Origin of the sequence: Pectobacterium carotovorum, assembly GCF_033898505.1 — a bacterium.
Taxonomy (GTDB): domain Bacteria; phylum Pseudomonadota; class Gammaproteobacteria; order Enterobacterales; family Enterobacteriaceae; genus Pectobacterium; species Pectobacterium carotovorum_J.
The window spans coordinates 19,442-34,247 of record NZ_JAXAFK010000003.1 but is presented as its reverse complement, the minus strand read 5'-3'; the positions used below and the strand labels follow the sequence as shown (position 1 = coordinate 34,247).

Sequence of the window (14,806 nt, the reverse complement as noted above, 5' to 3'; positions counted from 1 at the left end):
CCCGAAAGTGTCGCTTGAATCACTTATTCTTCCTGCTGCACGATCTCGGCGTGATGCCAGCCGGAGGGCAGCGGATCGGGACGGTGGATCGTCATATGGCTGGTGGTCAGGTTCAGGACACCACGAGCAAATAACGCGGGCATGCCGCCAGGGTAGTGTTCAACGCCGAATGCACGTCCCGTTGTGGGATCGACCCGATAGGCATTGTCCAGCCCCATACCCGTAGGGCGTTCCGGGTTGCAGGGTGGACGCACATCGTACATGCCCTGTTCCGGCGAGTCGCTCTGCCGCTGTTCGAGGTGTACGGCATGAAAATGGACATCACGAATGTAGCCTGCGGGCGTGCTGTGCAGGTTAATCGCCCCCTCGCTGATCCCCGCGATCTGAGAAAACTGTACCGCTTCGATCCGGCCCGGTTCGATGGCGGGATCGCGATAGCGTACGGAGATAAAGATCGGATCGGCCTTGCCCCAGTGGCACGGATGCGCGGCGACGCACTGGAACGTAATGTTGCTGAACTGCAGGCGTCGGAACGCACCGCCATCGCGGGAGATCAGGCCGATCGCGCGGTTGGTATCGTAAATGGCACAGTTACTGACGGAAATATCTTCAATATCGGCAAAGGTTTCGGTGCCGACCTTCAGGGCGCAGCTCTTGGATCGCAACAGACAATTGCTGATGACGACCTGCTGCACTTTACGTTGCAGATGGGGCGGCTTATTGGTGGTTTTGATGCACAGCGCATCATCAGCGGCGCTTAGCGAGCAGTTGCTGATTTGCACCTGCTGGCAGCTGTCGAGATCCAGCGCATCGGTATTCGCCATGCTCAGATCGTTATCAATCGTCAGACGTTCGACGACGATCTGGCGACTGCTGACCAGATGCACGGTCCACATTGGGGCGTGCTCAATCGTAAAATCGCACAGGCGGACGTGTTCGCAATCCTCAAAGACCACAATGCGCGGGCGATGTTGTGCAGGCAGGCGATAGCCCTGATCGTCGGGTTCCGCCGAGAAATAGGCGTCGGCATTTCCCATGATCTTACCCTGACCGCAGATCGTGATATTGCGCTGCTGGTAAGCATAAAGAAACGCCCGGTGCGACAGTTCGGCCATGCTGATGGTGGTGGCCTGCGCAAATTGCTCATAGTCACCGCTAACGATTAACTCTGCCCCCGCCTCCAACAGCAGGCAAAAATTGGAAGGCAACAGCAATCCTCCTAACAGATAGCGCCCCGGTTCTACCGTCAGGGTGCCGCCGCCCTGTGCCGCAATCCGATCGATAGCCTGTTGAAAGACGGCGGTATCCAGCGTAATGCCGTCGGCGGCAGGGGAGTATGACTGAATCGAGTGTTTCATCGTGTCATCCACGGTTTACCATTAATGAACGGATTGCAGCACGTTTTCTGGTCTTTGGCTGTGCCTGTTGTGATGAAATCTGCGGAGGTTGGAGCGGGCTTCACAGCGCACGGCGTGTGGCGTAAGAGAATGTGAAAGGCATAACGAAGAAGAAGATGCGGCATTTTATGCGATGTGTGTTTCATCACGTTTTTACGCTGCTTTTTCTCTTTTACCGCCTGTGTGGTGCAGTTTTGTTGTTTTTGTGTTTCTTATTTGTGAATTAAATCTCTTTTTGGTGTGGTGTGTCGGTTAATGATGTGAGGCACCTCCCTGCTGCGCCAGATAGCGCTCGTGTCGCGTGGTTGAAACGCTCGCTAACGCGATGCGGTCATCAACATTTCTTCCGCCAGTCCCGCAAATCACGCGTTTTCCCGCCGTAGTGGCTGGCGCGACAAAAAGGGTTCTGCCTATCTTGTCAGAGTCGAGAAATGGTTTGATTCACGGCTATGTACCTGACCTGCTTTCTCATCTATATCGTCACACCAGTACGCCAGACACACGCACAAACACAATAATAATGTCGTTGGGGGAAAAATGAGATTACCTGGACTGATTGTCATCGCCTTCTCTGCGCTCTGTTCGTTCGCGCAGGCTGCTGAACCCGTGGAATTGCGCCTCTCCTGGTGGGGAGGAAACAGCCGTCATCAGGCGACGTTGACCGCGCTGGAGGCATTTCAGAAAAAATATCCGCACATTAGCGTGAGGCCGGAATATACCGGCTGGGACGGGCACTTATCCCGCCTGACCACGCAGATTGCCAGCGGGGAAGAACCGGATGTCATGCAGGTTAACTGGAACTGGTTGCCGATTTTTTCCAAAACCGGCACCGGCTTTTATGACCTGAATAAGCTGACCGATACGTTAAAATTGCAGGATTTCCCTGAAGATGCGCTGAAGCCTGCGACGATTGACGGCAAGGTGAATGCGATTTCCACCTCGCTGAATGCGCTGGTGATGTACTACAACGCGGAAACCTGGAAGAAAGCCGGGCTGCCGTATCCCACCACCTGGGATGAGCTGTTCCATGCGGGCAAGGTATTTAAAGAGAAATTGGGTGATAACTATTTCCCCATCGCATCGCCTGCGCAGGACAGCGGTGAAGGCTTGCTGGAACTGCTCAACTATTACATGACGCAGAAATACCAGATCGGCATGATCGACGAAAAGAACAAACGCTTTAACTACAGTGAGGCGCAATGGATCGAGGCGTTTCGCTTCTACAAGCGCTTGATCGACGAACATGTGATGCCATCCTCGAAGTATTACAACGCGTTTGGCAAAGTCGGCATGTATGAAACACGCCCCTGGATTAATGGGGAATACGGCGGCGCCCATCTGTGGATTTCGGTTGTGAAGAAATACGCCGATCCGCTGGCGGCACCCGGCAAGCTCGAATTAGGGCCGTACATCATGACGCCGGGGTCGGATAATTCCGGGCAGTTCTTCAAGCCATCCATGCTGTTTGCCATCAGTAAAAATACCAAACATCCGAAAGAAGCGGCGCTGTTGCTGAATTATCTGATGAACGATCCTGAAGGCGCGCTGCTGATGGGCACTGAGCGCGGTATTCCGCTCAGCCGTATTGCCAGACAAGCGCTGGAAGAAAAGCAGAAGCTGGATACGAACGATCTATCGGTTGTCGGACTCTCGATGGCGCTGGAAAAACCGATGCAAACGCCTGTGTCCTCGTATCTTGAAGATCCGCAGCTTGCCAGCCTGATCCTGCAAACTATCGAACAGCTCGACTACGGCAAAAAGAGCGTGGAAGAATCGGCGAAAAACTTCAGCAATTCAGGTGAGCGCATCCTGAAGCGGGTGATTCGCTAAGCGAATGACTAACTCAGATAATTACTGACTAAGGTATTTTATTGGCCGGTGCGTTACGTGAGTTCAGCCAACTGCTGTTGCAGGCTATCGGCTAACGCGCGTGGACGCCCGGCATCAAACATCACATGCATGCTCACCGGGTACGCCCGGTGTTGCAGGCAAAAATCCTCCATCTCATGCCCGATACCGTACAGCGCCTGAATATTGGTTTTGGCGATTTCCCGCAGCGTCCAGTTGTTCTCCACCTGTTTGCAGTAGTGCAGCGTAAAGAAGGCTTTCTGCGCATGAACAAAGGCGCGGCAGTACAGCGTCAGACCGCGCCATTCCTGCTGCCAGCGCTGTCTAAGCGCTTCCGGCATCGTGTGTTCACGGGAGAATTGCAGGGCGGCCTGTTGGCACTGTTCCGCCAGCTGCCACGCGGCATCTTTCTCTTTCGCGATGTGATAGAGGTTCTGCGAAGCCAGCTCGGCGTGCTGCGGATCGAAGGTAATATCCTGACCGGAGCCCGGCAGCCAGTGGTTGCGGTTGAGTTGACCGTACAGGCTCCAGATCGCCTGACCAAAGCTGGTCGGCAGCAGGCTGTGGCGATGAAAAACGTGGTGGCGTGCGTACAGCGACAGGGAGATAGCCTGATGTGCCTGATCCAGCAGAGCCTGCATCGTATGCAGCACCGTCTCATCCGGCTGCCATTGATAACGTGCCATCAGCCATTGTGCAAACAGCGCACTTTCGTTTGTCGATGCGGTTTGGTGAGTGAGTAAGCGGGAAGAGGCGAATAGCGTAAATTCGCTGAGCGTGCCGATCACGCTGTGGTTGTCCACGCCTTCCCAACTGATACGGCACAGCGCGCTGACAATCGCCGGATTTTTCTCCCGACACCACAGCAGCCGCCCCTGAACTTCGGTGTAGCGCAGGAAGGGGAGATTGCCCCAGCCCACTTCTTCCCCAGCCAAATCCAGTTCAACCCAGACTTCACGCCCGCTGACGTCCAGCAGCGCAGGGTTATTGGGGAACTCAGGCCAGAAGCGTTCCGGCGTGACTTTGATGGCGACAGAAACGGATTCCGGCAATGTGCGAATGGCGTTCAGCACATTACCGATGTCCTGATGGCTGGCGGGAAAGGCGCGTAATACCAGGTGGCGCTGGTGGTAGTGCATCACGCGTGCGACGGCGGAGAAGAGGCGGTGATAGATCTGCTCGCTGTCGGCGTTCGTCGGCCAGTGTGTTGTGACGGGAACGACGCCGTTGATTTCATCGCCGGACGGTGCGGAAAAGCGCAGCAGGCTATCGCTGTTGGAGATCGCCAACAGCAGGCCGCTCAGCCGCGGGATCTGCTGCATCAGCAGCTCGACTTTGGCGGCAAGGTAGTCGCCCCAAAAATCGGTATCCATGCGGAGGCTATGTTTGTCGTCGAGTAATTCCGGGTGATGGAGCAGTAAATCTGTGGGAAACGATAGCTCTTTGCATTGCAGATACAGGGCCAGCCCCTGTTCACGGCAGTGCGCCGCGACCTGATTCAGGTAAACACAGCGAGAACGCTGCTGGCTGCTGATGCGATCGTCAAAACGCGCGTTATTGTAGGCTTCTGGCGTTACCAGCTTATCCAGCAAATCCGCCGCACCCAGCACCAGCGTATTGAAACCCTGTTCACGGGCATAATCGATGACCGAGAGGACCTGTTGCCAGTGCCAAATATCTTGCGTATTGAGTTCCAGTGCGCGTCGTTGCCACATCATTTTTCTCCCGTTGTCACTGGTGTGAGTATCGCATTGATGTGCTATCGCAAAGGATAAATTCCTGGGGCGAACGCCAGAAATGTGAGCCTGTTCGCTAATGTCGATCGTGTAAGAGGTTGTTGGCGGGGCAGTTATCGTGGGAATGTCGACTATCGGCGGCATGATGACGCGTTCATCAGCCGACGTCGGGCAGCAGAACTGAAGGATATCGGCTAAAAGCCTTCCAGCAGCCTTAACTGGCTGAATGTGAGTGGCCGATAGAAGATATATCCTTGAATCCCAATGGGGTGGTATTTGTTTAACCGGTTCAAATCGGTCGCCTTCTCCACGCCTTCACAGATAATGTTTACGCCAAGAGGAATGAGTTTGTTTAATAAGACCTTTAGTTTTTGTGATTTTGTCTCTTCTTTACCGATGCCATCGATAATAGAGCGATCGATTTTTATGGTATCGAAGTCAAACAGGTTCAGGCTGTCTATTTGTAGATTTCCTGCGCCGAAGTCATCTAATGAAATCATAAAGCCATATTTCTTGGCCTGATTTAAAAAGGGGATCCCGTCTATTAACTGCTGTCGGGTCGTTTTTTCACTGATCTCTATTTCTATATTCTTTGGGCTAACCTGATGCATGACGCATTTTTGGTATAACGTTTCCAGATAGGCAGAGTTATTAAACAGTAAATGTGAAAGATTGAATGATATTGTCATGCTGCTTTTGTTTTTTATTACCTGACAGACTACATCAAACATAAAGTCTGTCACTTTATCAATTGCTTTATACTTCTCTATTTTATCTATTGTTTGTTGAGTCGATATGAGCGTCCCTTCCGAATTATAAAACCTGGCGAGGGCTTCATAGCGGAATATTTTATTGTGAGGGAGATGGATGATAGGCTGGAACTCTGCGGTCAGCCTAAGAATTTTTCCATCAATATTCAATGTTGTTGTATTCATTTTACTGATTACTCACCCTCTCCATAGAAATAGGAATTCCATAGCTTTGCTCGTCTGGATTCTACACAGCAATTTGGAATATTTGGAAATTGTTTAAAATGATCAATAATTCTCATTTGATAGTTGCTGACTATTGAATGAAAAATAATGATCGTTTAAATCTATGTTGTGATTGGTGTTTAATCTGGTTTTTATTAATTTAACTGGTATTTAAAATTGCTTAATTTTGTTTTATTGGTGGTTAAGTTGTTTTTGTTTGAATTTAAATCAACCTGGCGGTAATGCATGACCGTTGTGACTTCATAGCATCCTTGTTAGGATGATAAACAACATGAAGCTCGTCGTTTCGTAATGGTACTGGAGTGAAGAAAAACGCATAAATTAAATCTGGGGAATGTCTTACTCAGTAAGGATAAGTGTTTTTCTACTGTGTTTAATGTGTGTAAAAAATTTAATTCCGTGTAAAAATTTGTTTCTATTAAAAGAGAAATCCTTTTTGGATTTTGGGGTATATCACCGTCGCGTTAATAGGTAGATCTTATCGTGGAACACTTTTCTCCTCCTCCCGCTAAAGTGATTAGCGCATTGCTGCAACATTCATATGTGATGTCTATCTATGCCAAGGATATGCTATATGCATTAAAGGCTGACGTTGCGGAATTGAATCTGGATAAAAACCGTATCGTGTTGGCAGTAGAATATTCTGGCTCGGATATCGATAGATATCTTGCCGATGGCGGTTTGAATTTTGATCTGGAGGCGCTCAAAGGCACGGAGAACATCGAACGAGAAACCTACAGTCTGTGTAATATTCCTACCCAACTATTCAAGACGGATAGCATGTTTTATCGTCTGGAGTGTCGCCTGCCAGAATCTGTTTTCGTCACTGAAAACCGAGGGGCGATTCGCATTCCCTTTATTCTTGGCATGCAGGCTCGGGTCCGTATCGACGTTTATATGCACACGCTTAACGTGCCCGGTACGCTGCGTAATTTATCGACCGGCGGGTGTATGGTCGAAATCGATCTGGTTGAAAGTATTGCGATTGGTGTGGGTCAGGATATCCCCGGCATTACGCTTGAGTTTCCTAACGGGGAAAGCTTTTATGCCGAGGGAAGAATTCGCCATATACGACCTTTTGGGAATAATGGCTATGCGGCTGTCGGTATCCAGTTTATGAATTTGTCTTCATCCCAGTCTGAAGCCCTGCTTCATTATACGAATGAGTCGGAAAGAGAGGCGGCGTACCGAACCGGCGTCACTGGCAGCATGGTGTATTCGTCCCCGTTGTTCATTCCGGGCACCAAGGAGAAAAACCTCTTGCTGCGAGAAAGCCAGGAAAGTGAGAAACGCACCCGCCAGACGCCTATGGAACGAGGCGTCATGGAGGTTGCCCATCGGCTTCAGATTGGGCTGATGTACATAAAAACGCGCAATCAACTGCCCGTTGAGATCTTTTATGACTGTGTCGATACCCTGCTCTATATGGTCAAAAAAGAGAGAAAGGCTTTTCTGTATGCGCTGTCGTACCTGCGTGATGAGGCGGATTGGGTCAGGCATGCGGTGCAGGTTGCGGGAAAGCTGGCCGACATGCTGCTCCTTGCCGATCCACACGATCCCTATGCACGCGAGGCGGTGTTAGGCGCGTTACTTCACACCATGGGTAAACCGCTGTTGGTCAATGCCCGTCTGCCATCGCTAAAGGTCAACATGAATCCGACGCAGAAAGCGATCCTGAGTGGTCACGTGGCGGTGCTGTGCGAGAAGTTACGTGAACTGGGCTGGGCAATCAGCCCCACTTGCCGCGATGTCATCGAGAATGCTAATGAACGTTTGGACGGTAGCGGCTATCCGCAAGGCAAACGCGCTGAACAATTGTCGCGGTTAGTCCGGCTGGTTTCTGTCATTAAAGCGATTAATAAGCTCAGGCATGCGCGTAATGGTGTTTCGCCCCGCACGCCATTGGCTGCCTACCGCAAAATCTATGAGGTGAACGCCGCCTATGACAAGGTTGTACTGGTCAAGTACGTCCAGATTTACGGCCTCTACCCAATAGGCAGTCTGGCGAAATACTCGGGAGGCTTCCTCGGGTGGGTGATGGATATTGATAAAAAGGGCCGGCCTATTGCGGTGCACCTTGTTAAGAACCTTCGCTTTCCTGATACCAATATCAGCAGCATCGTATCTAAAGGTGACTTGTTGCAGGTCGGTAAGCTCGAAAACATCGTGAATCCAGACGATTTTGGCATGAAAGTTCTGAAAATTTAGTGAGTACCTTGTTTGTAGCTGTCTCTTAGCAACATTTTTATGCCACTGTGGGGCAGTTTCGTGCGCGATAATACCGTTATTGTCATGCTACCTCGTAGCACGCGCCCGACACGGGGCGGCTCAAACGCCGCTCGCCCCGTGACCCCTGGCTTTTGGCGGGGAATTATGCCGCTGACGCGGTTCCTTCGTCGGTATCAGGCTTAACGGATCGCTTGCGACACGTTTACTCGCCCCATAAATGGGGCTCGCCCTTCGGGCCAGCACGAGTGCTGTTCAAAAACGTCTCTGACGTTTTTGTCCGACGTGGCGCAAGCTCTCGCCGCGTCCATGCGGCTCATCCTAAGCCTGCTATCTCCTCAGCATAATTTTTTACGCCGGATAACGGCAAAATCCGCGATGCCCTTTGTATTTACGTATGAAGGACTGGTTTATATGGGCTGCGCATAAGCCCCGCTTTCCGAATGCATTCTTACCGATATCCTCATAAAAGGCGCATGCCATCGGCTATAACACTTTAAGCAATAAGGACTATCAGAAAAACCATTTAGTCATTTTGGTTATTTAATATTTCCATCATTTCTTTAATTGTTAAGATGCAGATCGTTACCCTTATCCTCCATCCATCTTTTTATTGCATGTTTTTGTATTAGCGTCGTTGGCTAACAGCACAGGCACAAGGAAACAGAAATCACAATGACTACTCCGGTTTCCCCCACTTCATTGCTTCCGCTGAGTGCGGAGCAATTAACGCGTTTACAGGCGGCAACCGGTGATTTCTCATCGACGCAGCTGGCCTGGCTATCCGGCTATTTCTGGGGGCTGGTACAGCAGCCTGGGAACGTGCAGCCGGGGGCGATAACTGCCACGGCAACGACAGCCGCCGCAGTCACGGTGCCAGTACAAACGATCACACTGATCTCCGCTTCACAGACCGGCAATGCGCGCCGGGTTGCGGAACAGCTGCGTGACGATCTGCTGGCGGCCAAGTTGTCCGTTAATCTGGTCAATGCGGGTGATTACAAATTCAAGCAAATCGGACAGGAAAAACTGCTGCTGATCGTGGCCTCGACGCAGGGAGAAGGGGAGCCGCCGGAAGAGGCGGTCGCGCTGCATAAGTTCCTGTTGTCCAAAAAAGCCCCAGAGATGAAAGACACCGCGTTTGCCGTGTTTGGTCTGGGTGATACGTCTTACGAATTCTTCAGCAAGGCGGGTAAGGATTTCGATAGCCGTCTGGCTGAGTTAGGCGCTGAACGTCTGCTGGATCGTGTGGATGCCGATGTGGATTATCAGACGCTTGCCGAACAATGGCGACGCCAACTGGTCGATATTTTGCAGGCGCGGGTGCCGGTTCAAGGCGAAGCCGTCGCGCAGATTGCCGCTCAGGGTGCACTGGATGAAATTACCAGTAGCCCGTACAGCAAATCCTCACCGCTGCATGCCACGTTTGCCGTAAATCAGAAAGTCACCGGACGTAACTCCGAAAAGGATGTTCGCCATATCGAGATCGATCTGGGCGATTCCGGTTTGCGTTACCAGCCGGGAGATGCGCTGGGCGTGTGGTTCGATAACGATCCTGCGCTGGTTCAGGAATTGCTGGAACTGCTGTGGCTGAAAGGCGACGAGTCCGTCAGCGTTGACGGCAAGACGCTGCCATTATCGCAGGCGCTGAAAAGCCACTTCGAGCTGACGCAGAACACCGCGCCGATCGTCGAGAAATATGCGGCACTGTCGCGTAATGAAACGCTGTTGTCGTTGCTGGCTGATAAGCCTGCGCTTCAGCAGTTTGCACAGCGCACGCCGCTGGTGGATATGGTGCGACAGGCGCCGGCTGAGCTGACGGCGGAGCAACTGCTGGGCCTGTTGCGTCCGTTGACGCCGCGTCTTTACTCTATTGCTTCCTCGCAGGCAGAAGTCGAAAGCGAAGTGCATATCACCGTTGGCGTGGTGCGCTACGAATATGAAGGTCGTGAGCGTGCCGGTGGTGCCTCCAGCTATCTGGCTGACCGACTGAGCGAAGATGATGAAATCCGCGTCTTCATCGAACACAACGATAACTTCCGTCTGCCTGCCAATTCTGACACGCCGGTCATCATGATTGGGCCGGGCACCGGGATTGCGCCGTTCCGCGCCTTTATGCAACAACGCGATGCCGAAGGGGCAGAAGGGAAAAACTGGCTATTCTTTGGTAACCCACACTTCACGGAAGATTTTCTGTATCAGGTTGAATGGCAGCGCTACGTTAAAGATGGTCTGCTGACCAACATCGATCTGGCCTGGTCGCGCGATCAGGCGCACAAGGTCTATGTGCAGGACAAACTGCGGGAAAAAGGCGCGGAAGTCTGGCGCTGGATTCAGGACGGTGCGCATCTGTATGTGTGTGGTGATGCCAACCGTATGGCGAAAGACGTCGAGCGGGCACTGCTGGACGTGATAGTTGAGCATGGCGGCATGGACAGTGAACAGGCCGATGAGTTTTTAAGCGATCTGCGCCTTGAGCGCCGTTATCAGCGAGATGTGTACTAATGAGCGAAAAATACGTTTTCAGTGAAAAACACCCTGGCCCTCTGGTGGTAGAAGGGAAGCTCACTGATGCTGAACGCATGAAGACAGAAAGTAACTTCCTGCGTGGCACAATTGCTGAAGACCTGAACGATGGTCTGACTGGCGGCTTCAAAGGCGACAATTTTCTGCTGATCCGTTTCCACGGTATGTATCAGCAGGATGACCGTGATATTCGCGCCGAGCGTGCCGAGCAGAAGCTGGAACCGCGCCATGCGATGCTGCTCCGCTGCCGTCTGCCCGGGGGCGTGATGACGCCGGAGCAGTGGTTGCGGATCGATAAATTTGCTGGCGAAAGCACGATATATGGCAGCATTCGTATCACGAACCGCCAGACGTTCCAGTATCACGGTATTCTCAAATCGAACGTGAAGCCGGTACACCAGATGCTGAACAGCATTGGTCTGGATGCGCTGGCGACGGCGAACGATATGAACCGTAACGTGCTGTGTACGTCTAACCCGATCGAGTCCGAACTGCATCAGCAGGCGTATGAGTGGGCGAAAAAGATCTCTGAACATTTGCTGCCACGGACGCGCGCCTATGCCGAGATCTGGATGGATCAGGAAAAGGTGGCGACGACGGATGAAGAGCCGATTCTGGGTTCGACGTATCTGCCGCGTAAGTTCAAAACCACGGTCGTGATCCCGCCACAGAATGATGTGGATCTGCATGCGAACGATCTCAATTTTATTGCGATTGCCGATAATGGCCGTCTGGTGGGCTTCAACGTGCTGGTGGGCGGTGGGCTTTCTATCGCGCATGGCGACAAAGAAACCTATCCGCGCACGGCCAGTGAGCTGGGCTACATTTCCATTGAGCATACGCTGGCGATTGCCGAAGCGGTAGTGACGACGCAGCGTGATTGGGGCAATCGTACCAACCGTAAAAACGCGAAGACCAAATACACGCTGGAACGTGTGGGTGTAGACAACTTCAAGCAGGAAGTGGAAGCGCGTGCCGGTGTGAAATTTGAAGCGGTGCGTCCTTATGAATTCACCGGACGTGGCGATCGTATCGGCTGGGTAAAAGGCATCGACAATAAATGGCATCTGACGCTGTTTATCGAAAATGGCCGTATTCTGGATTATCCGGGCCGTCCGCTGAAAACGGGTCTGGCGGAAATCGCTAAAATCCACAAAGGGGATTTCCGCTTAACGGCAAACCAGAATTTGATCATCGCGGGTGTTCCTGCGCGTAGCAAAGCGAAGATCGATGCGCTGGCGCGTGAACACGGTTTGATTGATGACGGCGTCAGCGAGCAGCGCAAGAACTCGATGGCCTGCGTGTCGTTCCCAACCTGTCCGCTGGCGATGGCGGAAGCTGAGCGTTTCCTGCCGGAGTTTGTCACGAAAGTGGAAGACATCATGCAGCAGCACGGTGTGGGTGATGAACACATTGTTCTGCGCGTCACGGGCTGCCCGAACGGCTGCGGCCGTGCGATGCTGGCGGAAATCGGTCTGGTGGGCAAAGCGGTAGGGCGTTATAACCTGCACCTCGGTGGGAATCGCGAAGGGACACGTATTCCTCGTATGTATCGCGAGAACATTAATGAAACCGAGATCCTGGCGGAAATTGATCGGCTTATTGGGCTGTGGGCGCAGGATCGCCAGCCGAATGAATGCTTCGGTGATTTCACCATTCGCACCAATATCATTAAACCGGTGCTGGATCCCGCCCGCGATTTTTATGACTGACAGGAGAGCCTGATGGCCGAATTTAACCTTGAGGCGCTCAACGCGTTACCGAAAGCGGAGCAGGCGGCAGCGCTGGCTGTCGTGAATGGTCAGCTTGAACAGCTATCTGCGCAGGAAAGAGTGAGCTGGGCGTTGGAGAATCTGCCGGGCGACTATGTTTTGTCGTCCAGCTTCGGCATTCAGGCTGCGGTATCGCTGCATCTGGTGACGCAGCAGCGGCCGGATATTCCGGTTATCCTCACGGATACCGGCTATCTGTTTCCTGAAACCTATCAGTTTATTGATGCGCTGACGGAACAGCTGAAGCTGAATCTGCAAGTTTATCGCGCTGCTGAATCCGCGGCCTGGCAAGAGGCGCGCTACGGTAAGCTGTGGGAGCAGGGCGTGGAAGGCATTGAGCGCTACAACCAACTGAATAAAGTCGAGCCGATGAATCGGGCGCTGAGCGAGTTAAAGGCGAAAACGTGGTTTGCTGGCCTGCGCCGCGAGCAGTCCGGCAGCCGGGGAGAATTACCGGTGCTGGCGATTCAGCGCGGCGTATTTAAATTCTTGCCGATTATCGACTGGGATAACCGGACGGTGTACCAGTATCTGAAAGAAAATGGCCTGAGCTACCATCCGCTATGGGATCAAGGCTATTTGTCGGTCGGCGATACGCACACTACGCGCAAATGGGAACCAGGCATGAGCGAAGAGGAAACCCGCTTCTTCGGCCTGAAACGCGAGTGTGGGCTGCACGAAGGGTAAGAAGGGTAAACAGAAACCGGGCATCGCCCGGTTTTTTATCGCCTGAATAACGCTTGTGAACGTATTGTTATTCCATTACGGAACTTGTCATTCCAATTCGGCATTTCATAAGTGTTCTATCCGCACCGTATAGTCGCATTATCTACTTTTTTGCTTAGTTAAGGCGATTGTGAACTATCTCCCTTTATTTGCCGATCTTCGTCAGCGTCCGGTACTGGTTGTCGGCGGCGGCGAGGTTGCGACGCGCAAAATCGATCTACTGCAACGCGCGGGTGCGGAGGTAAAAATCGTCGCGCAGGCGCTGGCTGAACCGTTGGCTGTGCAGCATCAGGTCGGGCAGGTTGAATGGCTGGCGCAGACGTTTACGCCAGAGTTGCTATCCGGCGTGTTTCTGGTTATTGCCGCTACGGATGATGCCGAGCTGAACGCGGCGGTGTTTGAGGCGGCCAATCAGCGTCATTTGCTGGTGAACGTGGTGGACGATCAGCCGAAGTGCTCGTTTATTTTCCCCTCGATTGTCGATCGCTCTCCGCTGGTCGTCGCCATTTCCTCGGGCGGTAAGGCACCGGTGCTGGCGCGTCTGCTGCGTGAAAAGCTGGAATCCTTACTGCCGACCAGTCTGGGCACGATGGCGGATATCGCCGGAAGCTGGCGCGACAGCATTAAAACCCGACTGCATTCGATGCCGGCACGCCGTCGCTTTTGGGAGCGGCTGTTTGTCGGACGTTTTGCGTCTCTGGTGTCCGCCGGTCAACTGGCGCAGGCCGAAGATGAATTGCAACAGCAGCTTACGCTTCAGCAAGAGGAACAACAGCAGCCAGCGGCGGCACGCGGTGAAGTCGCACTGGTTGGCGCAGGCCCCGGCGATGCCGGATTGCTGACGCTGCGAGGGTTGCAGGTGATGCAGCAGGCGGACGTGGTGCTGTATGACCATCTGGTCAGCCCCGACGTGCTGGATCTGGTGCGCCGCGATGCCGAACGCATCTGCGTCGGAAAACGTGCCAGTGCGCATTCGCTCCCGCAGGATGAGATTAATCAGCTATTGGTGACGCTGGCGCAGGAAGGTAAGCGGGTTGTGCGCCTGAAAGGTGGCGATCCCTTTATTTTTGGCCGCGGCGGCGAAGAGTTGCAGGCGGTGGCGCAGTCTGGCATCACGTTTCAGGTGGTGCCCGGTGTGACGGCTGCGGCGGGCGTCACGGCGTATGCGGGGATTCCGCTGACGCACCGTGACTACGCACAAAGCGTGCTTTTTATTACCGGTCACTGTCGCCCGGATGGCGACGAGCTGGACTGGTCAACGCTGGCACGTGGGCGTCAGACACTGGCGATTTATATGGGAACGATGAAGGCCGCAGAGATTGCACAGCAGCTTATCGCGCATGGCCGCTCATCACAGACCCCTGTCGCGGTAATCAGCCGCGGCACTCGACACGATCAGCAGGTGCAAATCGGCACGCTGCAAGAGTTAGAACATTTGGCACGGCAAGCGCCGACCCCGGCGCTGCTGGTAATTGGCGAGGTGGTGGATTTACACCATCAGATTGCCTGGTTTGGTCAGACAACGCCGACGGTGCCGCAAGACAGCCGCCCAGCGGTAGTAAACTTGGCTTAAGGAAAGG

9 protein-coding genes are annotated in these 14,806 nt (G+C 53.0%); 6 read left to right on the top strand and 3 right to left on the bottom strand.

Features of this window, described 5'->3' with window-relative positions; all coding sequences use genetic code 11:
• Positions 1-23: 23 nt before the first annotated feature.
• Positions 24-1,358, bottom strand: coding sequence for a glycoside hydrolase family 28 protein (locus R9X49_RS14795; RefSeq protein ID WP_319849129.1), 1,335 nt, complete (start codon positions 1,356-1,358; stop codon positions 24-26).
• 576 nt (positions 1,359-1,934) lie between these two features.
• Here R9X49_RS14795 and R9X49_RS14790 point away from each other — a divergent pair.
• A complete protein-coding gene (locus tag R9X49_RS14790) occupies positions 1,935-3,227 on the top strand; it encodes an ABC transporter substrate-binding protein (RefSeq protein ID WP_319849128.1) in 1,293 nt (430 codons plus the stop codon).
• Between the two features lie 53 nt (positions 3,228-3,280).
• Here R9X49_RS14790 and R9X49_RS14785 read toward each other — a convergent pair whose 3' ends face one another.
• Both R9X49_RS14785 and R9X49_RS14780 read right to left on the bottom strand, forming a co-directional pair.
• Positions 3,281-4,960 (bottom strand): hypothetical protein, encoded by a 1,680-nt coding sequence (locus R9X49_RS14785; RefSeq protein WP_319849542.1) that lies wholly within the window; start codon positions 4,958-4,960, stop codon positions 3,281-3,283.
• Between the two features lie 215 nt (positions 4,961-5,175).
• Positions 5,176-5,916, bottom strand: coding sequence for an EAL domain-containing protein (locus R9X49_RS14780; protein WP_319849127.1), 741 nt, complete (start codon positions 5,914-5,916; stop codon positions 5,176-5,178).
• Between the two features lie 543 nt (positions 5,917-6,459).
• Between R9X49_RS14780 and R9X49_RS14775 the strand changes: the two genes are divergently transcribed.
• The 5 genes from R9X49_RS14775 to cysG all read left to right on the top strand — a co-directional run bounded on the left by R9X49_RS14775 (position 6,460) and on the right by cysG (position 14,799).
• On the top strand, positions 6,460-8,184 hold the full coding sequence (locus tag R9X49_RS14775; RefSeq protein WP_319849126.1) for a PilZ domain-containing protein: 1,725 nt from the start codon (positions 6,460-6,462) through the stop codon (positions 8,182-8,184).
• Positions 8,185-8,877: 693 nt separating this feature from the next.
• Positions 8,878-10,707 (top strand): NADPH-dependent assimilatory sulfite reductase flavoprotein subunit, encoded by a 1,830-nt coding sequence (gene cysJ, locus R9X49_RS14770; protein WP_319849125.1) that lies wholly within the window; start codon positions 8,878-8,880, stop codon positions 10,705-10,707.
• Positions 10,707-12,440, top strand: a complete 1,734-nt coding sequence (gene cysI, locus R9X49_RS14765) for an assimilatory sulfite reductase (NADPH) hemoprotein subunit (protein ID WP_319849124.1) — start codon at positions 10,707-10,709, stop codon at positions 12,438-12,440. Before cysJ ends, cysI begins: the two co-directional genes overlap by 1 nt.
• A gap of 12 nt (positions 12,441-12,452) precedes the next feature.
• Positions 12,453-13,187 (top strand): phosphoadenylyl-sulfate reductase, encoded by a 735-nt coding sequence (locus R9X49_RS14760; RefSeq protein ID WP_319849123.1) that lies wholly within the window; start codon positions 12,453-12,455, stop codon positions 13,185-13,187.
• A gap of 169 nt (positions 13,188-13,356) precedes the next feature.
• Positions 13,357-14,799 (top strand): siroheme synthase CysG, encoded by a 1,443-nt coding sequence (gene cysG / locus R9X49_RS14755; protein ID WP_319849122.1) that lies wholly within the window; start codon positions 13,357-13,359, stop codon positions 14,797-14,799.
• Positions 14,800-14,806: the final 7 nt, after the last annotated feature.